Source organism: Mycolicibacterium baixiangningiae, assembly GCF_016313185.1.
GTDB lineage: Bacteria > Actinomycetota > Actinomycetes > Mycobacteriales > Mycobacteriaceae > Mycobacterium > Mycobacterium baixiangningiae.
Window position 1 is genome coordinate 3,981,053 of record NZ_CP066218.1, and the last position, 25,171, is coordinate 4,006,223.

The 25,171-nt window shown below is 69.2% G+C and carries 21 protein-coding genes; 5 read left to right on the forward strand and 16 right to left on the reverse strand.

Going from position 1 to position 25,171, the window contains the following annotated elements:
- Nucleotides 1-69 precede the first annotated feature (69 nt).
- The gene (locus I7X18_RS18835) at nucleotides 70-276 is read right to left on the reverse strand and encodes a hypothetical protein (RefSeq protein WP_198730580.1); all 207 of its coding nucleotides are present in this window, start codon (nucleotides 274-276) and stop codon (nucleotides 70-72) included.
- A gap of 10 nt (nucleotides 277-286) precedes the next feature.
- Between I7X18_RS18835 and yczR the strand changes: the two genes are divergently transcribed.
- Nucleotides 287-1,735 (forward strand): MocR-like transcription factor YczR, encoded by a 1,449-nt coding sequence (yczR, locus tag I7X18_RS18840; protein WP_404822704.1) that lies wholly within the window; start codon nucleotides 287-289, stop codon nucleotides 1,733-1,735.
- Between the two features lie 31 nt (nucleotides 1,736-1,766).
- Here yczR and serB read toward each other — a convergent pair whose 3' ends face one another.
- Nucleotides 1,767-3,005, reverse strand: a complete 1,239-nt coding sequence (gene serB, locus I7X18_RS18845) for a phosphoserine phosphatase SerB (RefSeq protein ID WP_232375272.1) — start codon at nucleotides 3,003-3,005, stop codon at nucleotides 1,767-1,769.
- 22 nt (nucleotides 3,006-3,027) lie between these two features.
- Nucleotides 3,028-4,758, reverse strand: coding sequence for an aa3-type cytochrome oxidase subunit I (ctaD, locus tag I7X18_RS18850; RefSeq protein ID WP_193043549.1), 1,731 nt, complete (start codon nucleotides 4,756-4,758; stop codon nucleotides 3,028-3,030).
- 169 nt (nucleotides 4,759-4,927) lie between these two features.
- Between ctaD and I7X18_RS18855 the strand changes: the two genes are divergently transcribed.
- Nucleotides 4,928-6,028 carry an iron-siderophore ABC transporter substrate-binding protein gene (locus I7X18_RS18855; RefSeq protein WP_193043550.1) on the forward strand — a complete coding sequence of 367 codons (1,101 nt, stop codon included), beginning with the start codon at nucleotides 4,928-4,930 and terminating at the stop codon, nucleotides 6,026-6,028.
- Here I7X18_RS18855 and I7X18_RS18860 read toward each other — a convergent pair.
- From I7X18_RS18860 to I7X18_RS18895, 8 genes are read right to left on the reverse strand one after another with little or no spacing between them, the layout of a single operon-like run.
- Entirely contained in the window at nucleotides 6,021-7,061 is a 1,041-nt protein-coding gene (locus I7X18_RS18860; RefSeq protein WP_193043551.1) for an isopenicillin N synthase family dioxygenase, read from the reverse strand. The genes I7X18_RS18855 and I7X18_RS18860 overlap by 8 nt on opposite strands.
- The gene (locus I7X18_RS18865; protein WP_232375273.1) at nucleotides 7,058-7,588 is read right to left on the reverse strand and encodes a hypothetical protein; all 531 of its coding nucleotides are present in this window, start codon (nucleotides 7,586-7,588) and stop codon (nucleotides 7,058-7,060) included. The genes I7X18_RS18860 and I7X18_RS18865 overlap by 4 nt, the downstream gene beginning before the upstream one ends.
- Nucleotides 7,585-8,418, reverse strand: coding sequence for an N-acyl homoserine lactonase family protein (locus tag I7X18_RS18870; protein ID WP_193043553.1), 834 nt, complete (start codon nucleotides 8,416-8,418; stop codon nucleotides 7,585-7,587). The genes I7X18_RS18865 and I7X18_RS18870 overlap by 4 nt, the downstream gene beginning before the upstream one ends.
- A complete protein-coding gene (locus I7X18_RS18875) occupies nucleotides 8,418-9,998 on the reverse strand; it encodes an ABC transporter substrate-binding protein (protein WP_193043554.1) in 1,581 nt (526 codons plus the stop codon). The genes I7X18_RS18870 and I7X18_RS18875 overlap by 1 nt, the downstream gene beginning before the upstream one ends.
- A complete protein-coding gene (locus I7X18_RS18880; protein WP_193043555.1) occupies nucleotides 9,995-10,645 on the reverse strand; it encodes a cysteine hydrolase family protein in 651 nt (216 codons plus the stop codon). The genes I7X18_RS18875 and I7X18_RS18880 overlap by 4 nt, the downstream gene beginning before the upstream one ends.
- Nucleotides 10,646-11,650 carry an ABC transporter permease gene (locus I7X18_RS18885; protein ID WP_193043556.1) on the reverse strand — a complete coding sequence of 335 codons (1,005 nt, stop codon included), beginning with the start codon at nucleotides 11,648-11,650 and terminating at the stop codon, nucleotides 10,646-10,648.
- A gap of 15 nt (nucleotides 11,651-11,665) precedes the next feature.
- Nucleotides 11,666-12,532, reverse strand: a complete 867-nt coding sequence (locus tag I7X18_RS18890; RefSeq protein ID WP_193043557.1) for an ABC transporter permease — start codon at nucleotides 12,530-12,532, stop codon at nucleotides 11,666-11,668.
- Entirely contained in the window at nucleotides 12,532-14,529 is a 1,998-nt protein-coding gene (locus I7X18_RS18895; protein ID WP_193043558.1) for a dipeptide ABC transporter ATP-binding protein, read from the reverse strand. Before I7X18_RS18895 ends, I7X18_RS18890 begins: the two co-directional genes overlap by 1 nt.
- Nucleotides 14,530-14,772: 243 nt before the next feature.
- Between I7X18_RS18895 and I7X18_RS18900 the strand changes: the two genes are divergently transcribed.
- Nucleotides 14,773-15,477 (forward strand): TetR/AcrR family transcriptional regulator, encoded by a 705-nt coding sequence (locus I7X18_RS18900; protein ID WP_193043559.1) that lies wholly within the window; start codon nucleotides 14,773-14,775, stop codon nucleotides 15,475-15,477.
- On the opposite strand, the gene atzF is transcribed toward I7X18_RS18900, so the two are convergent.
- The 4 genes from atzF to I7X18_RS18920 are packed head-to-tail and all read right to left on the reverse strand — an operon-like array spanning nucleotide 15,432 to nucleotide 22,406.
- On the reverse strand, nucleotides 15,432-17,165 hold the full coding sequence (gene atzF, locus I7X18_RS18905; protein ID WP_193043560.1) for an allophanate hydrolase: 1,734 nt from the start codon (nucleotides 17,163-17,165) through the stop codon (nucleotides 15,432-15,434). The two genes, I7X18_RS18900 and atzF, sit on opposite strands and share 46 nt — an antisense overlap.
- On the reverse strand, nucleotides 17,162-20,779 hold the full coding sequence (uca, locus tag I7X18_RS18910; RefSeq protein ID WP_193043561.1) for an urea carboxylase: 3,618 nt from the start codon (nucleotides 20,777-20,779) through the stop codon (nucleotides 17,162-17,164). Before uca ends, atzF begins: the two co-directional genes overlap by 4 nt.
- On the reverse strand, nucleotides 20,776-21,417 hold the full coding sequence (locus tag I7X18_RS18915; RefSeq protein WP_193043562.1) for an urea amidolyase associated protein UAAP2: 642 nt from the start codon (nucleotides 21,415-21,417) through the stop codon (nucleotides 20,776-20,778). Before I7X18_RS18915 ends, uca begins: the two co-directional genes overlap by 4 nt.
- Entirely contained in the window at nucleotides 21,414-22,406 is a 993-nt protein-coding gene (locus I7X18_RS18920) for an urea amidolyase associated protein UAAP1 (RefSeq protein ID WP_193043563.1), read from the reverse strand. The genes I7X18_RS18915 and I7X18_RS18920 overlap by 4 nt, the downstream gene beginning before the upstream one ends.
- Nucleotides 22,407-22,487: 81 nt before the next feature.
- Between I7X18_RS18920 and I7X18_RS18925 the strand changes: the two genes are divergently transcribed.
- Both I7X18_RS18925 and I7X18_RS18930 read left to right on the forward strand, forming a co-directional pair.
- Nucleotides 22,488-22,763 (forward strand): YciI family protein, encoded by a 276-nt coding sequence (locus I7X18_RS18925; protein ID WP_193043564.1) that lies wholly within the window; start codon nucleotides 22,488-22,490, stop codon nucleotides 22,761-22,763.
- Nucleotides 22,764-22,873: 110 nt separating this feature from the next.
- On the forward strand, nucleotides 22,874-23,926 hold the full coding sequence (locus I7X18_RS18930; protein ID WP_193043565.1) for an NAD(P)-dependent alcohol dehydrogenase: 1,053 nt from the start codon (nucleotides 22,874-22,876) through the stop codon (nucleotides 23,924-23,926).
- A gap of 60 nt (nucleotides 23,927-23,986) precedes the next feature.
- On the opposite strand, the gene I7X18_RS18935 is transcribed toward I7X18_RS18930, so the two are convergent.
- Complete coding sequence (locus tag I7X18_RS18935; protein ID WP_193043566.1) at nucleotides 23,987-24,946, reverse strand: alpha/beta hydrolase; 960 nt, start codon at nucleotides 24,944-24,946, stop codon at nucleotides 23,987-23,989.
- Between the last annotated feature and the right edge of the window lie 225 nt (nucleotides 24,947-25,171).

The following is a 25,171-nucleotide window of genomic DNA, read 5'->3' on the forward strand; positions in this document are numbered from 1 at the left end:
AGCCGTAGAGAACCAGCCCGACGAGGAGCGCGACGGCCCGTATGGCCGCCCGCGGCAGGCGTCGGATCACTATGAGTGGTCCGGGAAGCGCATTCTGATCGCGTCCAGTTCGCTACGCATCCGGCGCAGATCGGCGTCCAGTTCGGGGCTTGCGAACTCCCCCGGCCGAAAACCGAAGAGAGAAGCAAGGCCACTTCCCAACCGAGATATCCAGTTTGTCGTCATGTGGCTATTCTTCGTTCGATTGGCTTGCTCTTCAAGGGCCAGTTGACCCATACTGGCCACAATGATGCTGGAAACGCCCGCCAGAGCCCTCGATGTCGAGCGATTGGTCCGCGAATTGGGAAACTGGCGTACAGCCAGTTCGAGCGGTCCCGTCTATCTGGGACTGGCCGACGGGATCCGGATGCTCGTCGTGGACGGCAAGCTCCCGGTGGGTGCGCGGCTTCCGAGTGAGCGCGCGCTGGCCGAGCGATTGCGGGTCTCGCGCACGACGGTCACCGCCGCCTACGCCCAACTGCGCGAGGACGGGTATCTACTCGCCCGGCGCGGGGCGCGCAGCACCACCGCCCTGCCGGCGGCACCGAGCGCACCGGTGTCGCCGAGCGCTCCCCGCGGTGCGGTCAACCTGGCCAACGCGGCCCTTGCCGCACCGGCCCCCGCGGTGCTCGCGGCTTTCACCGCCGCCACGCACCAGCTGGCGCCGTACCTTCACGGCATCGGCGTCGAGCTCCAGGGGGTGCCGTCGCTGCGCGAGGCGGTCGCCGAAACATACTGTGCGCGTGGGCTTCCCACCGAGCCCGACGACATCATGATCACCACCGGAGCGCTGCACGCCATCGGGCTGATCCTCGCGACGTACACCCAGCCCGGTGACCGCGTCCTCGTCGAGCAGCCCACCTATCACGGAGCGCTCGCCGCGATCGCCACCGCGGGCGCCCGCCCGGTACCCGTAGCCGTCACCGAGGACGGCTGGGATCTCGGGGCGCTGCACACCGCGGTGCGGCAGCTCGCGCCCAGCCTTGCCTACGTGGTGCCCGACAACCACAATCCGACCGGGCTGACGATGCCGCAGGCGCAGCGCCACGAACTGGCCGCGCTCATCGCCGACACCCGGACCCGCACCATCATCGACGAGACGATGACAGAGGTGTGGCTGGACCAGCCGGTACCCCCACCGGTCGCGACGGCGATGACCCGGCGCAGCGATCTGGTGCTCACCACGGGGTCGATGTCCAAGTCGTTCTGGGGAGGGTTGCGCATCGGGTGGATCCGCGCCGACCGGTCCACGCTGGCCTCGATCGCGGCCCTGCGTCCGTCGATCGACATGGGCACACCGATCCTCGAGCAGCTCGCCGCCGCGGAACTGCTCCGCATCGCCGACGAGGTGTTGCCGGAGCGCCGCGACATCCTGCGCACGCGCCGGGAGCGGATGCTGTCCCTGCTCGACGAGCACCTTCCGGACTGGCAGCCCTGCCCCGGTGGAGGGGGTTTGGCGCTGTGGGTGCGGTTGCCGGCGCCGATGAGCTCGGCGCTGTCGGCCGCGGCGTCGCGGATGGGGCTCGACGTGCCGCCGGGGCCGCGGTTCGGTGTGGACGGCTCCCTCGAGCGGTTCATCCGGATCCCGTACACGCTGCCGCCGGATCAGATGAGCGAGGCCGTCGCACTGCTGGCGCAGGCGTGGCTGGCGGTGACCGGGACGACGGCCCCGCACCCACGCAGCATCCTCGTGTGACCCGGCGGCGTGTGACCCGGCGGCGTGAGCCTCAGTCCTCGGGAATGTCGACGCGGCGTAGCAGGCCGTCGACGGCGTCGGCGGCTTCGATCTCGCCACGGGTCACGCCGAGGATGAACAGCACGGTGTCCAGGTAGGGATGGCTCAGCGAGGCGTCGGCGACTTCCCGAAGGGCAGGTTTGGCGTTGAACGCCACGCCCAGCCCCGCGGCGGCGAGCATGTCGATGTCGTTGGCGCCGTCGCCGACCGCGACGGTCTGCTCCATGGGCACGCCGGCCTGCTGCGCGAAGTTCCGCAGCGCCTTGGCCTTCCCGGGCCGGTCGATGACCTCGCCGATGACCCGGCCGGTCAGCTTCCCGTCGACGATCTCCAGTTCGTTGGCCGCGACAAAGTCCATCATCAGCTCATGAGCCAGCGGTTCGATCACCTGCCGGAACCCGCCGGAGACGATGCCGCAGTGGAAGCCGAGCCGACGCAGCGTGCGCAGCGTCGTGCGCGCACCGGCAGTGAGCTCGATCTGGTCGGCGACGTCGTCGAGGACCGACGCCGGTAACCCGGCCAGCGTCGCGACGCGGCGGTGCAGGGATTCGGCGAAGTCCAATTCACCGCGCATGGCGGCCTCGGTCACCTCGGCGACGGCGGCCTCGGCACCCGCGCGGGCGGCCAGCATCTCGATGACCTCGCCCTGGATGAGCGTCGAGTCGACGTCGAACACGATGAGCCGCTTCGCGCGCCGGGCCAGGCTGTAGTCCTCGAGGGCGATGTCCACACCCTCGTCGACCGCCACCCGCGCCATGGCCTTCTGCAGCTGCGCATACGCCCCGCCCGCAGGTACCGACACCCGCAGTTCCAGACCGGTGACGGGGTAGTCGGAGACGCCGCGGATGGTGTCGATGTTGACGCCGAGTGTGGCGACCTCACGGGCCACCACGCCGAACGCCTCGGCGGTGATCGGCCGGCCGAGCACGACGATCGTGTGCGTGGACGGTTCACGCATCACCGGGGTGTCGGCGCTGCGCTCGATCGTCACGTCGAGGCCGACGCCGCGGATGGCCTGCTCCACATCGGTGCGCAGGCCATCGCCGTCGGCGACTTCGGCTTCCGTCGAGACCAGCACACCGAGTGTCAGACGACGGCGGACCACCACCTGTTCGACGTTGAGCAGTTCGACGCGGTGCCGGGACAGCACTTCGAACAGTGCCGACGTGACGCCGGGCTGGTCGAGTCCGGTGACGGTGATCAACACCGACACCTTGGCTGCTGCGTTCACCCCCTGATTCCGCAGCAGCCCATCAACTGGACGCGTCGATCGGTGTGGGCTCGTCCGCGTGGTGGTCGCGGCCGACGTGGGCCTCGGCCCGCATCCGCTCGACCATGTGCGGATAGTGCAGCTCGAACGCCGGGCGCTCCGAACGGATCCGGGGCAGCTCGGTGAAGTTGTGCCGCGGCGGCGGGCAGCTGGTGGCCCACTCCAGCGAGTTGCCGTAACCCCACGGATCGTCGACCGTGACCGGCTCGCCGTAGCGCCAGCTGCGGAAGATGTTCCACAGGAACGGCAGCGTCGAGATGCCGAGGATGAAGGCGCCGATGGTCGAGACGATGTTCAGCGTGGTGAACCCGTCGCTGGGCAGGTAGTCGGCGTAACGACGCGGCATGCCCTCGTCACCGACCCAGTGCTGGACCAGGAAGGTGGTGTGGAAGCCGATGAACGTCAGCCAGAAGTGCAGCTTGCCCAGGCGCTCGTCGAGCAGGCGGCCCGTCATCTTCGGGAACCAGAAGTAGATGCCGGCATAGGTGGCGAACACGATGGTGCCGAAGAGCACGTAGTGGAAGTGCGCGATGACGAAGTAGCTGTCGGTCACGTGGAAGTCCAGCGGCGGGCTGGCCAGCAGCACACCCGACAGACCGCCGAGCAGGAACGTCAGCAGGAAGCCCACCGAGAAGAGCATCGGTGTCTCGAACGTCAACTGGCCTTTCCACATCGTGCCGATCCAGTTGAAGAACTTGATACCGGTGGGCACCGCGATGAGGAACGTCATGAACGAGAAGAACGGCAGCAGCACCGCGCCGGTGGCGTACATATGGTGCGCCCACACCGCGACCGACAACGCGGCGATGGCGATGGTCGCATAGATCAGGGTGGTGTACCCGAAGATCGGCTTGCGGCTGAACACCGGGAAGATCTCGCTGACGATCCCGAAGAACGGCAGCGCGATGATGTACACCTCGGGGTGGCCGAAGAACCAGAACAGGTGCTGCCACAGCAGCACACCGCCGTTGGCCGGGTCGTAGATGTGCGCACCCAGATGGCGGTCGGCGGCGAGCCCGAACAGCGCGGCGGTCAGCAGCGGGAAGGCCAGCAGCACCAGGATCGACGTCACCAGGATGTTCCAGGTGAAGATCGGCATCCGGAACATCGTCATACCGGGGGCACGCATGCAGACCACGGTGGTGACCATGTTGACACCACCGAGGATGGTGCCCAGACCACCGACGGCCAGACCCATGATCCACAGGTCACCGCCGGCGCCGGGCGAATGGATCGCGTCGGTCAGCGGCGAGTATGCGGTCCAGCCGAAGTCCGCGGCACCGCCCGGGGTGATGAACCCGCCAAGCGCGATCAGCGCGCCGAACAGGAACAGCCAGAACGAGAGCGCGTTGAGGCGCGGGAACGCCACGTCCGGGGCGCCGATCTGCAGCGGCAGCACCAGGTTGGCGAATCCGAACACGATGGGTGTCGCATAGAACAGCAGCATCACCGTGCCGTGCATGGTGAACAGCTGGTTGTACTGCTCGTTGGACAGGAACTGCAGTCCGGGGACCGCGAGTTCGGTGCGCATGAACAGCGCCATCAACCCGCCCACGAGGAAGAACGCGAAGCAGGCGATGCAGTACATGATGCCGATCAACTTGTGATCGGTGGTCGTGATGACCTTGTAGATCAGGTTGCCCTTGGGACCGAGCCGCTCCGGGAACGGACGACGTGCCTCGAGTTCTCCGATTGGGGGCGCTTCGGCTACCAAGAGGTCCTCCAAAAGTTCTGGTCGGCGATTCCCCGCCTTTCTGCCACGAATCCTATCGCTCGATGCGGCCCGGGTCAGCCTGGGTCCTACAAACCGTCGTATTTGCTTGTCGAGCGCCACACGACTCGGCCCGGGCGACGGTCGCGACCAGGATGTTACCGTCGGGCCCGTGCTGATCGGCCGACCGCAGACGAGGGCCCGGACAAGGGCGTGGACAACGGTTTCGGCGACGCTCATCAGCGCGCTCGTCGCCACGCTCACAGCCGGGTGCGGATCAACCGACGGCGACTCCCCGTCGGCGCCGATGTCGTCGGTGACCACCAGCACCACCCGCATCGCCGGCGCCGGTGTCCTCGGCAACGAGCGCCGATCCGACGAGTCGTGCGCGCCGGAGCCCGCCCCCGTGGACCCGGGTCCGCCGCAGCGGGAGGTGCGCCACGCCGCCGGGGAGACCCGGGTGGGTGAGGATCCGCAGCGCATCGTTGTGCTCTCCGGTGATCAGCTCGACGCGCTGTGCGCCCTGGGCCTGCAGTCGCGCATCGTCGCCGCCGCCCTGCCGGACGGTCAGGACCAGCAGCCCTCCTACCTGGGTGCGGTGATCCACGGCGTGGCGGCGGCCGGCACCCGCTCGGCGCCCGACCTCGACGCGATCCGCGCCGCGGCGCCCGACCTGATCCTGGGCTCACAGGCACTGACCCCCGAACTCTTCGACACCCTCGGGCAGATCGCACCGACGGTGTTCACCGGTCCCCCGGGCGCCGACTGGCAGGCGAACCTGCGCACCGTCGGCGCCGCGACCGGCCGGTTCGGTGCCGCGGGCGGTCTGCTCGACGGGTTCGCCGACGCCGCCCGCAGGACCGGCACCGAGAACGACGCCAGCCACTTCCAGGCGTCGGTGGTCCAACTGGCCGAGGACACCGTTCGGGTCTACGGGGTCGACAGCTTCGCGGGCAGTGTTATGGCGGAGGTGGGCCTCGACCGTCCGGCCGCCCAGCGCTTCACCGAGGAACCCTTCGTGGAGATCGGCACGGGCGGCTCACCGGACTATTCGATCGCCGAGGCCGACGTCGTGTACGTCTCGTTCGCCTCGGCCGCCGCGCGCGACCACGCTCCGCAGATCCTCGACAGCGACGCCTGGCGCGCGCTGTCGGCCGCGCAGGACGGCCGGGTGTACATCGTCAACAACGAGGTGTGGCAGACCGGTCAGGGCATCGTCGCAGCCCGCGGTGTCCTGTCCGACCTGCGTTGGGTCAACGCATTCATCAACTAGTGCCCTGCAGCGCCTGCTGTCCGAACTGACCGAGCGCCAGAGAACCCTCGGGCAGCACCAGCTCACCGCTGTCCAGCCGCCGGCGCAGGTAGGCGAACGACTGCGCCGTCTGGGCGAACAGATGCTCACCGGCCCGCAGCGGCGGACGCGGCCTGTCGTCGCGGGGCGCGAACTGCGGCAGCGGTTTCACCTCGGTGTGGTAGTCGACGTTGAAGAACAGCGGAAATGAGTACCGCTCCTCTTTGACCTTGCGGACCCGGTGGCTGGTGGCGACGAACGTGCCGTTGGTCCACAGTTCCAGCATGTCGCCGACGTTGACGACGAAGGTGCCGGGCAGCGGGGGCACGTCGATCCACTCCCCGGCGCCGTTGAGCACCTCGAGGCCCGGCGCGGTGGGTTTGAGCAGCGTGAAGCACTCGTAGTCGGTGTGTGCGCCGATGCCCATGTGGTCCTCGGCGTCCGGGTTGTACGGATAGTGCACCAGCCGCAGTTGGCTCGGTGTCTTCGTCGCATGCCGGGAGAACACGTCCGGGTCCTCCCCCAGCGCGATCGCGAACGCCGACAGAAGCCGCTGCCCCACCTCGAGCACCGCGGTGTAGTAGGCGGTGACGGATTCGGCGAACCCCGGCAGGTCGGGCCAGGTGTTCGGGCCCAGCATGGGGTTGCCCGCCAGGTAGTCGGGGTCGTCGGCCGGCAGGTCCAGCGCGGTGTCGAACGCCTCCTTCAGATCCGGCGTTCCTCCGTTCTCGACACCTTCTTCACCGATCGGCACGTAGCCGCGGTGACACCGCGACAGGCCGATGTAGGTGCGCATCTTCTCCTCCAGCGGCAGCGCGAAGAACTCCTTCGTCGCGGCCAGCATCCGGTCGAAGAGCGACTCGTCGATGCCCGATCCGCTGATGTAGAAGAACCCGACGTCACGAGCCGCGGTGCCGAGGTCGGCCGCCACCCGTTCCTGTTCGGACCGGTCGCTCGACAGCAATCCACTGATGTCGACGACCGGTACGGATGTGAAAGACGTTGCACCGCTCACAATTTCACTTCTCCTTCGCTTCGCTGAACATCCCAGCGCACGCCGTTGACGCGACAATGAGGACCGGAAACGCCGATGTCGAGGGCACTCCACCCGCTGTCACCGACAGCGCCGATCACCACATGATCGGTGCAGGCCCAGCCGAATCGATCGCCGACGCGCACCAGCAGTCCCCGATCAGTACCCGACGTGAGCGCCAGCGCCCAGCACGGTTCGACCGGACCGCTGTCGCGGACCCAGTGCTCGACATAGTCTGCGTGGACACCCTTTTCGACCAGCGTGTCACCGTCCCAGTGCACGGACCCCACGTCCGGGAACTCGCCGGGCGGCTGCAGATCGATGTCGCGGTGCCACTCGAACACGCTGTCACGCTGGGTGAGGACCCCCGCGAACCCGCGGGAGTCGACGTAGGCCGTATCGCCCTGAAGCCACAGCACGTCGGTGCCGGTGTCGCGCGACCCGTCGGCCTCGATGAGCAGGGTGCGCCGCCACAGGCCGGTACAGTCCTGCCTCACGACCGCGGTCACGACACCGGCCCGAACCGCTGGTGGAAGTGCTGGGTCAGCTCGGGCCATACGTGCGGGTCGTGGCCGGGGATGAGCGGGAAACCCTTGTCGGCGGCCAGCTTCTTGAGCCGGCGGATCGGTTCGACGGTCTCCTCGGGGTCGACGTCGATGAACCCGCCGATCGCCCGTTCGTGCTCGATGTTCTCGGTCAGGTCGGCGGCGTCGAACGCGAACACGAACCCGTCGCCGCCGACAGAATGATCGAGTTGCACGACGAAGCTCTGGTGACCGGGGGTGTGACCGTAGGTCGGCACCGCGGTGATCCCGGGTGCGATCTCGACCTCCCCGTCAGCGAGCCGCCAGTCGATCCGCGGGTCGTCGAAGTCGACCCGGAAGATCGCGTGCTGCTCGGGCGCCGGATGATTCGACAGCCCGTACTCCAGCTCGCGGCGCTGGGCGTGCACCGGCACCCGGCCCGCGAACAGCTTCAGCCCGCCCGCGTGGTCCGTGTGCAGGTGCGACACCGCGACGAGGTGGATGTCGTCGACGTCGACACCGATGTCGGCCAGTGACTCCTCTATCGGTTCCCCCGGCCCCGGTAGCACCGGCTGATACTCCACGCTCGGGTAGAAGCGCCTGCGTAGGTACGGGTCCCGGATCAGCGCGGTGTTGAACCCGGTGTCCAGCAGTACCCAACCGCCGTCGGTCTGCAGCAGCACGCCGGGCACCGGTTCGCGCAGCTGCTCGGTGGCCGACGCGCCGTGGACGCTGACCGACTTCGGCAGATCCTCCCAGCCGAGCGTCAGCAGGATGACGCGGCGCACTCCACTGGGTCGCAGCAGTGTCGCCATCAGCCCGCCGACAGTTCGAAGAGCCGCAGCGAGTTCGGGTTCGTCACCACATGCGCCTGCTCCACGCCCTTCAGCCACGGCTGGGCCACCATGAAGTCGTCGACGTCGGCGATGTTGAGCCAGCATCCGGTCTCTTCCGCGGCCTTGGCCGCATCCGAGAACGCCTGCGCGTCATCGGTTTCCAGACCCCGGGCCAGCGCTTCGGTGATCGGCGGCGCGGAGCACCCCAGGTAGTTCAGGCCGCCGTCGGCATCCCAGGAGATGTGGCCCCACGTGTAGGGCGACGGCGCATCCGGCCACCCGGTGGAGGTCAGGATGTCCGGTGCGTTGGGGGCGTCGTTGCCGATCCAGCCGTAGATCTCCGAGGTCGGGTAGCTCTGCACCTTCGCGGTGAGGCCCGCGGCCGCGAGCTGCGTCTGGATCAGGTTGTTGATCAGCTGGTTGTCGGGGTTGGAGGAGTCGTAGCCGATGGTGACGGATTTCTGGTCGGCGGGCAGGCCCGCCGCGATCTCGGTGAGGAGCGACGGATCGTGGGTGACGTTCTGCGTGGCCAACTCCGGCGGCAGCATGTTCGGCGGATAGAGCTGCCCGGCTTTCTCACCACGTCCGAAGTACGTCTGCTTGACCAGCGCGTCGACATCGATCGCGGCGAGCAGGGCGGCGCGGTTCTTCGGGTCGGTCAGCATGCCGCGGCGCGGGTTGACGTAGAGGTAGTTCGACATCATCGTCGGCAACGAATAGTGCGCGAACTTGTCGTCGTTCATGTACGACTCCACCGCCGACGACGGCAGGTCGTGCAGGATCGCGGCGATCTGACCGTTGTTGAACTGCAGCTGCTGGGCGGACACATCTGTGATGACGGGGATCTCGACCTGCTCGAAATACGGCTTGTCACCCCAGTATTCGGGGTAGGCGGCCAGCGCGTACCGGGATCCGACCTCGGCGGCGGTGAGCGTATAGGGTCCGGTGCCGAGGTCGTGGGTGGTCAGGTAGGTCGCGGCATGATCGCCGCCGGCGTTGGCCTGCAGTCCGGTCGGGCTGACCATTCTCGGCCCGTACGGGCACGCGAGGTAGTCCAGGAACGCCGCGTTGGGTGCCTTCAGGGTGATCGTGACGTCGTGATCACCCTGGGTGGTGATCGATTCCACATCTTTCACCATGTACGCCGGGCCCTGGTCGACCGCCAGCCGGCGGTCGAAGGAGGCCTTGACCGCAGCAGAAGTGAAAGGTGTCCCGTCGTGGAACGTGACTCCCTCCCGCAACTTGAACGTGTACACGCGGTGATCGGGTGACTCCGTCCACTCCGTGGCCAGCAGCGGTTCGATCTCCGGTTTGTCGGTGCCGCCCTTGAACTGCAGCAGCCCCTCGTAGACGTTGGTCGTCAACAGCAGCCCCTGGCCGGCGTAGAAGATGTCCGGATCCGGCGGTTGGCCGGGATCCTGCAGGAACGACACGTGCAGCACCTTGTCGGTGGGCGCCGCGTTCGGCGCGCCGCCCTCGGAATCCGAGCCGCCACAGGCGCTCAGCGTCAGGGTGGCGACGGCCGCCACGGCGGCGGCGGTGGTGAGGCGGCGAATCATCGGGCTGCTCCTTCGAGGACGAGTGCGCCGGCAGGTGCCAAGGCGCCGAATGCGGCGAGGATCTCCTCGGTGGTGCGCAGAGCCCCGGTCTGCAGGTACTCCATCGCGTCGAGAGCGGCGTCATGGCGGTACTGCGACGATCCGCCGACGCAGTCGGTCACCACCCGTACGTAGTAGTCGCGCTGGTGGGCGTCGGCGAAGGTGTAGTGCACGCACACATCGGTCAGGCCGCCGACGAGGATGAGGGTGTCGGCCTTCACACCGCGCAGCACGATGTCGAATTCGGTGCCGATGAACCCGGAGTAGCGGCGTTTGACGATGTGGAATTCGCGGTCGTCACGCTCGGGCAATGGGCGCAGCGACGGCTCCAGGTCGGTGCCCGCACGCCCCTCGACGCAGTGCACCCCTTCGGTGCCGTCGAGTTCGCGGCCGAAGTCGACACCACTGGGCCGGTGCACCTCCTGGAAGAACACGACCGGGATGTCGGCGGCGCGCGCGGCTGCCACCAACTGCTCTGCGCGCGCGACCCGTTCGGCGTGCCCCGGCATGTGGTCGATGCCCACCTCGTCGGCCGGCATCCCTCCGCCCTGTTGGATGTCGACGACCACGAGCACGGGGTTGCCCACGATGAGTGGTTGTTGGGGCACTTATCCTCCTCTGACGGTGATACGTGGGTCGGCGGCCGCCTGCAGGAGGTCCACCACGGTGTTGATGAAGACGTAGAGCGCGCCGAGCATCAGCGTCACGCCGGCGATGGCGGGGAAATCGGCGACCGGGATGCTCTGGGCGATGTACTGGCCGATGCCCGGCCAGCCGAACACCTGCTCGACGACGAGGACCCCGGAGAACATCAGGCCGATCTGGAGGCCGGTCATGGACAGCGCCGCACCGATCGAGTTGCGCAGCACGTGGCCGACCATGATCCGGCCCTCCGAAAGTCCCTTGGCCCGTGCGGTTCTGGCGTAGTCGCTGTCGGTGTCGCCCAACAGGCTCGATCGCAGCACCCGGCCGATGGCCACCGCAGGCCCGAGCGCGATCACCACGGCGGGCAGGAGCAGGTGGTGGAACGCGTCGGCGACGACGTCGAACCGGGCGTGCAGCAACCCGTCGACGGTCAGCAGGCCGGTCGGACCGGACGGCGAATTCGCGATCGCGGTGCGGCCGTTGGCCGGAACCCAACCGAGCTGCTGGTAGAAGACGATGATGCCGATGATGCCGAGCAGGAACATCGGCGCCGACGAACCGGTGAACAGCACGGCCCGCAGCACCGCCGAGCCTCGCCACTTCAGCGTCGTGCTGAACGCCAGCAGCGCGGCGAGTACGAGCGCGATGACCATACCGAACACCGCCAGCTCCAGTGTGGCGGGCAGGAAGTCGCCGAGGTCGGACGCGACGGGGTGGCGGGTGCGGTACGAGGTGCCGAGATCGCCGGTCACCGCACCGGTCAGGTAGTTCCAGAACTGCACGAGGATCGGTTCGTTGAGGCCGAGCGCCTCGCGGCGGGCGGCGACGGCCTCCTGGGAGGCCTGGGCACCGAGCTGTGCTTTGACGGGATCGAGCGGCGAGATGTGGGCGAGGACGAACATCACACCCGTCAGGGCGACGAGGATCGCGAGCATGGCGGCGATCCGGGTCGTCACGAAGGTCCTCATCGGCCCCCTCTGCTCCTACTTGGTCTTCATCAGGTTGCGCAGGCTGTCGCCTGCGATGTTGCCGACCAGCGCGAGCACCAGGACACCGACTCCGGGCATCACCGGAATCCACCACTGCTGCAGGAAATAACTGAGGTTGCGGGCCGAGTCGGCACCGAGCTCCGGCGCCGGTGCGGACTGTCCGAGCCCGAGGAACGACAGCGCGGCGAGGGTGAGGATCAGCGTGCCGATGTCGAGGCTGGCGGCAACCATCGCGTTGGGCACGGCACCGGGGAGCAGGTGGCGGCGGGCCAGCCGGATGGGGCCGACGCCGGCGAGTTTGGCGGCCTCGATGTGTGGTCTCGCGGCCAGGCGCGCCACCTCACCGCGCACCAACCGGGCGTAGAACGGCCACCACACGATGGACACCGCGATCAGCGTGTGCAGGAAACCCGGTCCGAGGGCGGCGACCACGGCAATCGCGAGCACCGGTGCGGGTAGCGACAGGAACGCGTCGGTGATCCGCATCAACAGCGAGTCGATCCAGCCGCCTGCCGTTCCCGCGATCAGCCCGATCAGGCCGCCGATGAACAGGCCGAGGGCCACCACGGCCAGCGCCGCGAACCAGCTCGAGCGCGCCCCGTAGAGCACCCGGGACAGGACGTCGCGGCCGATGCTGTCGGTGCCGAGGAGGAATCCGTCAACGCCGGGCGCCTGCAGCGGCATCCCCACCGGGAGCAGCGGGTCGTAGGGCGCCAGCACCGGGACCGCTACCGCGGCCAGGGTCACGACGATGATGAGCGAGAAGCCAATCCAGTTCACCACCGCCGAGCGGGACTGCGGCATGGCGAGTACCCGACGCCGTGCCCGCACCATGGCGGGCGCGGGCAGAGCCACCGCCATCAGCCGGCCTTCCGCTCGATGCAGGCGACCTGGTGGGGATTGCCCGGGAAGCCCTCGAGGCGGACGTCCAGCCCGGTGTCGTCGCAGGCATCGATGGCCAGCGGGCACCGCGGGTGGAAGGCGCATCCGGTGGGCGGCGACAACGGGCTCGCCGGCTCGCCGGCCAGCGGCCGCGGTTCGCGGCCCAGATCGGGGATGGAGTCGACGAGCGCCTGGGTGTATGGATGCGCGGGCTGGGCGATCACCCGCTCGGCGGGTCCGATCTCCACGATGCGCCCGAGGTACATCACCGCGATCCGGTCGGCGACCACCCGGGCCACCGACAGGTCATGGGTCACGAACACGACGGACATGTCGAGGCTGCGCCGCAGGTCGCCGATCAGGTTGAGCACCGAGGCCGCCAGTGACACGTCCAGCGCGCTGGTCGGCTCGTCGCACAGCAGCACCGAGGGCGGCACCACCGTCGCGCGGGCGAGCGAAACACGTTGCCGCTGGCCTCCGGACAGCTGACCGGCACGCGATTTCGCGACCTCGGCGGGCAGCCCGACCCGTTCCAGCACCTCGGCGACGCGTTCGCGGCGGCGGGCCCGTGACAGACCGGTGCTCCGCAGTCGCTCGGCGATCAACTCGCCCACCGACAGCCACGGTGTCAGCGACGCGCCCGCATCCTGGAACACCATCTGCGGCCGCTGACCTCCCGCGAGCTCGACTGAACCTGTAGAAGGCGGCTCCAGGCCCGCGATAACGCGGAGGAGCGTCGACTTGCCCGACCCGCTCTCACCCACCAGCGCGACCGACTCACCGTGCCCGACACGGAGCGAAACTCCGCGCAGCGCATGCAGTTTGCCGTCGCCGTCGGTCGATCGGTCGAGCCAACGTCGGGCCACCGAGAAGGTCTTGGTGACGTCGCGCAGTACCACCGAGGGCGGCATCTCGGTCCGGTCCCCGGTCATGGCCGGGAACATCTCGCTGGTGTTGCTCACCGCGGCCCCCAACTTCTCGGTGACCTCGGGGAACGGGCGGATGCACGCGCTGACTCGTTCGGCCGCCACCGCGATCGGATCCGGTGGCGCGGCATTGCATTCCTCGGTGGACAACGCGCACCGGGGTACGAACGCGCATCCGGCAAGCGGATTCACCGCGCTCGGCACCGCGCCGGCGAGCGCTGCCAGCGGACGGTCCCGCTCGGTGTCGAGCGTCAGCCGGGACCGCAACAACCCATGGGTATAGGGGTGAGCCGGGGCCGCCAGCACTGCCGCACTCGGGCCGATCTCGGCGATCCGGCCGGCGTAGAGCACCGCGATGCGGTCGGCGATCTGCGCGGCCACCCCGAGGTCGTGGGTGATCAGCACGATGCTGCAACCGATTTCGTCCCGCAGGCGCCGCAGGAGGCGCAGCACCTGGGCCTGGACGGTGACGTCGAGCGCGGTGGTCGGTTCGTCGGCGACGATGAGGTCTGGGTCACCGGCGATCGCGATCGCGATCATCACGCGCTGGCGCAGTCCGCCGGACAGTTCGTGCGGGAACGCCCGCATCCGCCGCCCGGGCTCAGGGATGCCGACGGCGGTCAGCAGGCGCAGCGCCTCGTCCTCGCTGCCCGCGGCCTCGGCCACCTGTTTGCCGATGCGCATGGTCGGGTTCAGCGACGTCATCGGGTCCTGGAACACCGCGCCGAGGTCGAGGCGGCGCACTTTGCGCAGCGCCTTCGCATCACCGCGGACCATGTCGGAGCCGGCCACCCGAACCGTACCGGTCGTGGTGGCGTTGTCCGGCAGCAGGCCGAGCAGGCTGAAGCCCAGAACACTTTTGCCCGAACCGGATTCGCCGACCAGCCCCAGGATCTCACCGGGTGCGATGGACAGGGAGACCCCGCGCAGGGCGTGGATGGCACGCCCGTTACGGCGAAACGTCACCCGCAGGTCACCGACAGCCGCGATCGGGTCCCGCACCGGCGGCACCGCGGCGGGTGCGTCGGCTTCGGAGACGGCGATGCCCATCGGAACGCTCCTGCGGCTGGAAGTCGAAGTGGCCCGAGCGGCCGGTTCGACGTGGCGAAAGGAGCGGCACTCCGGTGAACCGCCCGCCTGTCAGGTGACAGTTTTCACGTGGTGCTGGCGCGATGGGTGTCGCGCGCGTAACCAATTGACGGCACAGGTAACTGATGCGTATCGCGCGTTTCTGTCGTGTGACAGAAACGCCGGCGTGTACCGATTGACCGGTTCGTGGTCCACCATGGAGCCATGCCGCTCACCCGGGCCGGTCGTCCGCGCCTCAACACCGCACGGCGTCCGGGGATGACCGCCCGCGACGAAATCCTCGATGCCGCAGGCGAATTGTTCACCACGCTCGGGTACGCGAGCACCTCGACCCGCCACATCGCGGAACTGGTCGGCATCCGGCAGGCGTCGCTGTACCACTATTTCAACACCAAAGACGACATCCTGTGCGCCCTGCTGAGCCAGACGGTCAGCCCCACCCTGGGATTCATCCCGAGCCTGCTCGGAGCGCAACCGGCGCTGACCGCCGCGGAACACCTGCACGCGTTGGCCGCCTTCGACGGCGGCCAACTGCTCAGCGGCCGGTGGAATCTCGGCGCGCTGTACCTGCTGCCCGAGCTGAGGGATGCGCGGCTCGAACCGTTCTGGTCGGACCGCGAACGGCTGCGGTTGCACTATCTCGCGCTCAGCCGTGGAGTCGTCGAACAGACCGGCGTGCACGAGGCGGCAACGGATCTGCCGTTCCGGCTGGTCGAATCCCTGGTGAACATGTGGTCGCTCGCCTCGGGCCCGCAGCGCGACGAGCTTCCGGTCCACGTGGCCGACGCCTGCCTGCGGGTGCTCGGGATACCCGACGGGGCGACCGCCGCGCTGCGGGCCCGTAGCACCGACGTGGTGGCTGGCTATACGCGCTCGCTGAGTGCACTGCCCGTGACGCCGCTCAGGTAGCGCCGCCAGTCCCCGTACAACGAGATGTCCTCACCGGCCTGCCAGGCGTCGAGCGCGCACCCGAATCCGACGACCTCCGTGCCGTCCGACAGCGTGACCCGGCCCAGCATCATCGGCGCCGGCAGCGCCGCGAGGAAGTCCCCGAGCATCGCCGTCCCGAGCAGCCACAGTTCACCGCCGATCGCCGTACCGGTTTCGGCTCCCACCCGCACCAGACCCGGTTTGGGTGGGGTGGTGTCCAGGCGCGCCAGCCGGTACAGCGGTGCGGTCACCGCCCGGCCGAGCCACCGGGCCCCGCGCTCGTCGAGTTGCCAGGCCAGCGGTTGGTCACGCAGGTGTGCCCCCACCACGAGGATCGGTGTGGCCGCCAGACCCGCGTGGATCGGCCACGGTGTTTGTTGCACAACGGGATTCGTGGCATCGAGTGTGGTGACACGGCGCGCGAGGTCGAGTGCCACCGCATCGGCACCGCTGCGCGCGACGAGTGAGACGCCGAACTGCGCCCCGTCGACGGTTCCGGACGGTACGGCGACCGCGCACATGTCCATGAGGTTGCAGAAGTTCGTGTAGGTGCCCAGTCGGGAGTTGACCCCGACGGGATCAGCCTCCACCTCGGCGATCGTCGGGTGTTCGGTGGTGGTCGGGATGAGCAGCGCATCGCAGTCGCCGAGTTCGGCCATCGCCACCGCGGTGAGTTCGGTGAGGCGTACCCGGTCGCGGAGCAGCCGGGTCGCCGGCACCGTACCGGCCGCCGAGATGATCGCGCCGACGGTCGGATCGACCTCGTCACGGTGGGTGTCGACGAAATCGCCGACCGCTTCGTGTCGCTCGGCCACCAGGCCGCCGTCGTACAGCAGTCGCGCCGCCTCGAGGAACGGGTTCAGATCGATCTCGCGCACCGTCACCCCCTGGCTCTCGAGGCGGACCCTGGCCGCAGCGAATGCACGCCGCCAGGCCGGCGAGAGACCGGGCAGTTCGCGGGGCACGGCCACGAGGGGTTCGGCCGGCGCGGCGAGCGGGGCATCGGGTGGGAACGGTCGCGTCCCAGGACCGCCCGCCATCACGCCCATGGCGGCGTCGGCGGTGTCCACATCGCGGGCGAGGACGGTGACGCAGTCATAGGAACGGCAGGCCGGCACCACACCGTCGGTGGGCACCACACCGTAGGTGGGTTTGATGCCGACGATGCCCTGTAGGGCCGCGGGCACCCGCCCGGATCCGGCGGTGTCGGTGCCGATGGCGACGTCGACGATGCCGAGTGCCACCGCGACCGCCGATCCGGAACTCGATCCGCCCGAGATGTGGTCGGGGCGCTGGGCGTTGCGCACGGCGCCGTGTGGGCTGCGCGTGCCGACCAGCCCGGTCGCGAACTGATCGAGGTTGGTCGCGCCGATCACCACCGCACCCGCCGCGCGCAGCCGCGCGACCACCGGCGCGTCGGTATCGGCCACCGCGGTCGCATAGCCCGGACATGCCGCCGTGGTGGGCAGGCCCGCGATGTCCACGTTGTTCTTCACCGCGACGGTCAGCCCGGCCAGTGGGAGCTCATCCCCCGCGGCGACGGCGGCGTCGACGGCCTCGGCGTCGGCCATCGCCTCAGCGAAGGGACGCACAAAGATCCAGATCTCCGGCCGCGCGACGTTCTCGAGCGTGGTGTAGGCGGCGCGGACGCGCTCGACGGCCGTCATGCCGGGATCTCCGCGACGTCCTGCTCCGCGCCGAGCACGACCAGGGGCGTTCCTGGTTCCACCTGGTGGCCCGCCTCGACGAGCACATGGGTCACCACACCGTCCGCCGGTGCGGTCACGACGGTCTCCATCTTCATCGCCTCCAATGCCAGCAGTGCCTGTCCGGCCGCCACGCGCTCCCCCACGGCCACATCGACTTTCCACACATTCGACGAGAACGGCGCATCCACCCGCTGGGCGCCGTCGTCGAGGACGAGGTCGGCGGTGTCGGCGGTGGCCTGCGACTGCGCACGCTCGGCGCGGTCGAACTCCCCTGCCGCCGCCCACGCCGAGCGCTCCGCGGAGAACGCCGCGCTCTGGCGGGCGCGGAACTCCGCGATGGAGTCGGCGTTTCGTGCGAGGAAGCGCTCGTGCTCGTCGAGGGAGAACGTGCCGTCGGTGATCTCGACGGTGCCGCGGCCCGCGGCGAGATCGGCGCGCAGGTCGAGCAGTTCCTCGGCGGACACCGGATACCAGGAGATGCGGTCGAAGAACCGCAGCAGCCACGGGCTGCCGGGTTCGAACGGTGCGGTGTGGCGGTAGGTGCTCCATACCTGTGTCGTCCGGCCGACGAACTGGTAGCCGCCGGGACCTTCCATCCCGTAGATGCACAGATAGGCGCCGCCGATCCCGACGGAGTTCTCCGCGGTCCAGGTGCGGGCGGGGTTGTACTTCGTGGTCACCAGGCGGTGGCGTGGATCGAGCGGAGTCGCCACCGGCGCACCGAGATACACGTCACCGAGTCCGAGGGTCAGGTATTCGGCGGCGAACACGGTGTCGGCGACATCGGCCTGGGTGGCCAGGCCGTTGACGCGCCGGATGAACTCGATGTTCGACGGGCACCAGGGGGCGTCGTCGCGCACTCCCGACATGTAGCGTGCGATCGCCTCGCGGGTCGCGGGGTCGTCCCAACTCAGCGGGAGCCGCACCGACCGGCTCGGCACCACGAGGTCGGAGGTGGCGGGCAGATCGTCTTCGAGTTCGGTCAGCAGGCCGAGCAGTCGGTCGATCGCCAGTTGCTGCGGGTCGACATGGATCTGGAGCGAGCGGATACCCGGGGTGAGGTCGACGATCCCGGCAGCTCGCGCATCGGCCAGCCGGGTGTGCAGCGCGTGCACTCGGGCGCGCAACGCCAGATCGAGCACCATCTCGCCGTACTCGACCAGCACGTTGTCGTCACCGCTGCGGCGGTAGGTGACCGACGGTTGCCCGTCGCGCCGGGCCAGCACACCGTCGTCGCCGTCGCCGCCGCTGGTGAGCACCGTCGGTGCGGCGGGCCGACGCTCGCCGCCCACCTCCGTCCGCGCCGGCGCGTCGGCGGCGCGAACCGGCACGAACCGCACGGTGTCACCGGGGCGCAGCTGCCCGAGCTTCCACCGGTCGGCGGCCACGACGGTCACCGGGCAGACGAAGCCGCCGAGACTGGGTCCGTCGGGTCCCAGCAGGATCGGGGTGTCACCGGTGAAGTCGAGTGCGCCAACCGAATACGGGGTGTCGTGGATGTTCGACGGATGGAGTCCGGCGTCACCGCCGTCGGCCCGCGCCCACCGCGGCCTGGGCCCTTCGAGGCGTACTCCGGTTCGTGCGGAGTTGAAGTGCACGCGGTATTCCGCGGCGAAGAGGGTGTCGATGTCCTCGCGGGTGAAGAACTCCGGCGCCCCGTGTGGTCCCTCGGTCACGGCCAGTTCCCAGTGCGAGACCAGGGCGGGGCGCATGTCGGGGGTGACCGCTGCGCGCCCGACCGCGCCGGTGACCGGGCGCGCGGCCCGCAGGACGTCACCGACCACCAGCGGCCGCCCCCCGTGGCCGCCGAATCTCCCGAGCGTGAACGTCGACGCGCTGCCCAGGTAGGCGGGTATGTCGAAACCGCCGGCGACGAGGACGTAGGTGCGTAGACCCACCGTCTCCGCCGCGCCGACGTCGAGCACTCCCCCGGCCGGGATCTCGACAGGCTCCCACATCGGGACGGGCCGGCCGTCGACGGTGACCAGGCACTCAGCGCCGGTGACGCACACGGTGGTGGGGTGGCTGGCACGCAGCGCCGGTCCGGAGGCGGTGCACTCGAGTCCCGCTGCGCCGTCGGGGTTGCCGAGCGCGCGGTTACCGAGCCGGAAGGACAGATCGTCCATCGGACCGCTCGGCGGGACACCGATGTGCCACAGTCCGATTCGGCCGGGCAGGTCCTGAACCGTGGTCAGCAGCCCCGGTCGCTCGACGGTGATGCGGGCCCGCGGGTCGGTGACGTCGGCCAACGTCGCGGTGCTGTGCCGCGCGGTGATGACGTCACGATGGGTCACCGCCGCCTGCAGTGCGCCGATGTTGGTCTCGATACCGTGCAGCACAGTGTGTCCCAGCGCATCGCCCAGACGCCCGAACGCCTGCTCACGTGCGGGTCCGGTGGCGATCACCTTGGCCAGCAGCGGATCGTAGAACGACGACACCTCCGTTCCGTCCTCGACCCAGGTGTCCACCCGCACATCGTCGGGGAAGGACACCGCGGTGACGGTTCCGGTGCTCGGCCGGTGATCGCGCGAGGGGTCCTCGGCGTAGAGCCGGGCCTCGACCGCATGACCTTTCACCGGCACCGCACCCGTCGGCAAGTACGGTGCCAACATGTCTGTTTCGCCACAGCCGAGGCGGAACATCCACGCGGCGAGGTCGATTCCGGTGACAGCCTCGGTCACCGGGTGTTCGACCTGGAGCCGGGCGTTGACCTCGAGGAACGACGCCTGCTCTCGGACCGGATCGTAGACGAACTCGACGGTGCCCGCCGACCGGTAGTCCACCGAGGCGGCCAGCGCGCGTGACGATTCGTGCAGCAGCGCACGGACGGGATCGGGCAGCGCCGGCGCCGGGGCCTCCTCGAGCACCTTCTGGTTGCGCCGCTGCAGGGAGCAGTCGCGGTCGCCCAGTGAGACGACGTGGCCTCGTCCGTCGCCGAAGATCTGCACCTCGACGTGGCGGGCGGTTTCGACGAAGCGCTCCACGAACACGCCGGCCGTGCCGAAGCTGCGCTCGGCCAGGCGCGCGACCCGCTCGAAGGCCGCGCGGAGTTCGATGGCGTTGTGGCACACCTGCATGCCGATACCGCCTCCTCCCCCGGTCGCCTTGAGCATCACCGGATAGCCGATGCCGTCCGCGGCGTGCAGCGCATCGGCGGCGTCGGCGAGCAGGTCCGAGCCCGGGAAGACCGGGACCCCGGCTGCCCGGGCCGCCGCCCTGGCGGTGTGCTTGGTGCCGAATACGCGCAGCTGGTCGGGTGTCGGACCCACGAAGACCATCCCCGCGGTCTCCACCGCAGCAGCGAAATCGCCGTCTTCCGAAAGGAATCCGTACCCGGGGTGGATCATGTCCGCGCCGGTTTCCCGCGCGGCGTCCAGGATGGCGTCGATCCGCAGATAACTGTCGGCCGGCGTGGACGGCCCGAGGCGGACGGCGTGGTCGGCGAGGCGCACGTGCGGGGCGCCGCGATCGGCGTCGGAGAACACCGCCACGGTGCGCAACCCGAGCCGCTGCGCGGACCGGACGAGCCGTACCGCGATCTCGCCGCGGTTGGCGATCAGCGCAGTCGTCACGGGCGGGTCACGATCATCCGGACCGGTGTGGGATTGAAGGCGTTGCACGGGTTGTTGATCTGCGGGCAGTTCGAGACGACCACGAGCGTGTCGATGTCGGCGCGCAATGCGATGCGCTTACCGGGCCCGGACAGCCCGTCGACGATGCCCAGCGCGCCGTCGGGGTCGACCGGCACGTTCATGAACCAGTTGATGTTGCTGGAGAGATCCCGGGCGCCGAGGCCGTGGCGGGCGCCCTCGATCAGAAAGTTCTCCATGCAGCCGTGCTGTTCGCGGGTGTGCTGCCCGTAGCGCAGCGTGTTGGACTCTTTCGAACACGCGCCGCCCAGGGTGTCGTGTATGCCCACCTCGTCGGCGACGACGGTCATCAGCGCCGCACCGGTGTCGGCCCGCAGCACCGACCCGGTGGTCAGCACGATACGCCCCTGGCGCGCAATCGTTTCCGAGGCGGAGTAGCGGACCGCGGTGTCGGCGGCGGAGTAGAGCAGGCAGTCGACGGCCTGGTTGCCGTCGAGGTCGACGATCGTCAGCACGTCACCGGCGGTGACGACCGCCGACCACGGCGCCCTGGCCGCGACGGTCTCGTCGAGCACGACGGTGCCGGGGACAAGAGGCTGGGCGTCGGCGGTGGCGGTCACAGCGCTCCTCGGGCGGCGAGATCGGCGTCGGTGTTGGCGATGGCCTGGCGGTGCTCGGGCCCGAGCTCACCGACCAGATCGCCGGCGGTGAGGCGCGCGAGATCGGTTGCGGCGGGCCAGGCGTGGATCTGCAGCGGCGAGCAGGTGAACTGCGGGCGGGGGTCCATGGGGTGGGCGGTATTGGCGAGCAGGACGACGGCGTCCACGTGCAGCAGCAGGTCGACGGTCGTGCCCGGTCCTGCCGAGCCCTGCCACTGCAGGACTCCGTCGCCGTCGACCCGCACCCGCTGGAAGAAGGACACCGAGGGCACCAGGTCACGTTGTCCCATACCGTTTTTCAGCGCGGCGAGCAACAGGAGCTCGCGGCCCGCCGGCGCCGGGGACTCGGGTGCACCGGCTCCGTACCTGGCCTCGTTGCCGGCCCGCGTCGTCGTTCCGGCCAGTGCGTCGTGGTGTCCGGAGGTGTCGCCGACCACGGTCGCGAGCACCCGCCCGAACCCGCTCAGCAGCGGATGGCCGGACCCGAGGTAGGCCTGCCACGGCACCTTGACGGTGTCGGCGACGTTGAGCCGCTCATGCGTCGCGTCGGCGCGGTGGAGTAGGAGGTGCGCACACGCGTCGCCGTCCACGTCGGTCATGCGGATACGGGTGCCGCGGGCCAGCACCGCGGTGGTGTACCCGCCGGGCGCCACGGTCTCCGACCACACCAGGCGCTCGGCCGGGACACCGTCGGGCACGGTCGGGCTGGTCGAGGCGGGGACGTGGCGCATGTGTTCGGCGGTGCGGCCGTGCTGGGCGCGGGCGTGTGCCCGGGCGCCGGCGGTGGTGGCGGTCGACGATGTCGCTCCACTGCCGTCGGACGTGCGCAGATCGCTGGTCAAAGGTGCTCCCGGGGTCGCGGCGCCGACGCCGACGGCGGCATTTCTGTCACCTGACAGTTTTCGCGTCGGCTGACCGCCGGTGGTTGCCGCGAGGTAACTGATCTTCATCGACGCGTTAAGAACGCAGTGTCGATGTGTCTGTCATGTGACAGGTTTCGGGTCCCCCGCTCGGTCGGCTACCCTTCGCCGGTGTTCCATGTGCTGACGCTGACCTACCTGCAACCGCTCGACGTCATCGACCAGAGCCGGCCCGCCCACCTCGAATGGCTCGCCGGTGAGGTCGAAGCCGGCCGGATCCTGCTCGCCGGCCGGGTGGAGAGCCAGACCGGCGCGGTGCTCATCACCGGCGATCTCACCGCCGACGAGGCCGATGCGCTCGCGGCGTCAGACCCCTACACGCAGGCCGCAGTGGTGTCCTACGAGCGCACATCGTTCAACGGCGCATTCCGCGCGCCCGGCCTCTAGGATCAAACTCACACTCCGATCGGGATCGATCGGCCCCCGCGAACCGTTTCCGCGCTGGAAGCGCCGCAGTGCCGCGGCCGAATTTTGCGATGACCGAACAAAGAGGATTGATGAGTACCACTGTTTCCGCTTACGCCGCGACGTCGGCGACCGAACCGCTCACCGAGATCACGATCGCCCGACGCGACGTCGGCCCCCACGACGTGGCGTTCGACATCCACTTCAGCGGCATCTGCCACTCGGACATCCACACCGTCAGGGGTGAGTGGGGCCGGGCGACGTACCCGATCGTGCCGGGCCACGAGATCGCCGGCGTGGTCACCGCCGTCGGCGCCGATGTGACCGAGTTCGCGGTCGGCGACCGGGTCGGCGTCGGGTGTTTCGTGGATTCGTGCCGTGAGTGCGACAACTGCCGCGCCGGGATCGAGCAGTACTGCACCGGCTCCGGAATGGTCGGCACCTACAACGCCGTCGGCCGCGATGGCGAGCGCACGCAGGGCGGGTACAGCGGCGCGATCGTCGTCGACGAGAACTACGTTCTGCGCATCCCGGACGCTCTGCCGCTGGAGGCCGCGGCGCCGCTACTGTGCGCCGGAATCACCACCTATTCGCCCCTGCGGCACTGGAACGCCGGGTCGGGCAGCCGGGTCGCGGTGATCGGCCTCGGCGGACTGGGCCACCTCGCCGTCAAGATCGCCAAGGCGATGGGCGCGGACGTGACCGTGCTCAGCCAGTCGCTCAAGAAGATGGAGGACGGTCTGCGCCTCGGCGCCGACGCGTACCACGCCACCTCGGACGGCGAGACCTTCAGCCAGCTGAGGGGTTCGTTCGACCTGATCCTGAACACCGTCTCGGCCAACATCGACCTCACTGCGATGCTGAGCCTGCTGCGCACCGACGGCACGCTCGTCGAACTGGGTATGCCGGAGAATCCGATGTCGGTGCCGGCCGGCGCGCTGATCGGTGGCCGCCGCAGCATCTCGGGCTCGCTGATCGGTGGCATCGCCGAAACCCAGGAGATGCTGGACTTCTGTGCCGAACACGGCGTGCATCCGGAGATCGAGGTGATCGAGCCGGGCTACATCAACGAGGCCTACGAGCGCGTGGTCGCCAGCGACGTGCGCTACCGGTTCGTCATCGACACCGCGAGCCTGCGCACCTGACAGGAACGCAAGTGGCCGGACAGCGGGGAAACCCGCGGTCCGGCCACTCGTCGTTTCGGCTCAGACGCCCAGCGTGCGCTGGATGTCAGGCTTCATCGCGTTCAGCTGCGAACCCCAGTAGCCCCACCCGTGAGTGCCGTTGGGCGGGAAGTTGAAGGTCGCGTTGCTGCCACCGGCAGCGATGTACTGACGCTGGAAATCGCGGTTGCTTTCCAGAGTGATGCCCTCGAGCAGCTGGGCGGCGATGTCGCCGCCGCCGCCCAGGTCGCCGGGCCGGCCGGTACCGCAGTACACCCAGATGCGGGTGCCGTTGGCCACCAGCTTGCCGACGTTGACCGTCGGGTCGTTGCGCTTCCACGCCGGTCCGCCACCGGGGCCCCACATCGCGGTCGCGCTGAACCCGCCCGCGTCGCGCATCGCGAAGCCGACCAGCGCCGGCCACAGGCCGTCGGAGAGGTTCAGGTAGCCGGACAGCGAGCCCGCGTAGCTGAACTGACCCGGGTGGTAGGCCGCCAGGATCAGTGCGGAGCTACCCGACATCGACAGCCCGACAACGGCGTTGCCGCTGGGCGAGATGCCCTTGTTGGCGGCCAGATAAGCGGGGAGTTCCGAGGTCAGGAACGTCTCCCACTGGTAGGTGTAGGTCTGGCCGTTGCCGACGGCCGGGCCCTGCCAGTTCGTGTAGAAACTCGACATCCCGCCCACCGGCATGACCACCGAGAGTCCGGATTCGAAGTAGCTCTCGAAGGCCGCGGTTTCGATGTCCCAGCCGCTGTTGTCGTCACGGGCACGCAACCCGTCGAGCAGGTAGACGGCCTTGGAGCCGCCGCCCTGGAATTTGACCGGGATGTCGCGGCCCATCGCGGGCGACGGCACCATCAGCGTCTCGACCGGCAGACCGGGCCGCGAGTACGCACCCGCTGTCGCCGCCCCACCTGCAACGGCGACCAGACCCGGCAGCATCGCGGCCGCCAGGGCGCCGGCGAGCAGCCGACGCCGCACACTGTGCATGAATCTCATCGTGTTCTTGCCATCCTCTCGAGGCCCGCCGCACTGGCGGCGGGCAGTCCGTGTGGGAGGTGTGCAGACCGGCACTGAGCTGCCCGGTTCCGGGCGCCGCTGCTTGGCACCCCCGCATCCGCAGACGGCTCACCGCGCAGAGCGGTACCGCCACCTAGTACGTCGCGGGGTGATGCCCCGACGTTACGGCGCTGAAACGTGCCGAGTCGGATAAGCCCGGTCGGC